General features: G+C 69.8%; 1 protein-coding gene. It reads left to right on the forward strand.

All coding sequences use genetic code 11. The features are described 5' to 3' along the window. Positions 1 to 232 (forward strand): hypothetical protein (locus SB822_RS61270; protein WP_410859688.1); only part of this gene is annotated, 232 nt, incomplete at both ends.

A 232-nucleotide genomic window follows, 5' to 3' on the forward strand; every position in this document is an offset into this window, starting at 1 on the left:
GGCAGGTCGGCGGCGCGTTCCGCTGGGTCGGCGAGCGGGCCAACGACACCACCGAGCGCCAGCGCATCACCGCGCCGGGCGATCCGTCGGTCATCCTGCAGGAAGAGCTGACTCCGCCGCTGCAGATCGGCAGCTACCACGCCTTCGACCTGTATGCGGGCATCGGCCGCTGGGGCTGGGAAGTGCGCGCCTACGTCAACAACCTCACCAACGAGCGCGGCTGGTCGTCGAT

It is taken from the genome of Paraburkholderia sp. SIMBA_054, from assembly GCF_046534875.1.
Lineage (GTDB): Bacteria > Pseudomonadota > Gammaproteobacteria > Burkholderiales > Burkholderiaceae > Paraburkholderia > Paraburkholderia hospita.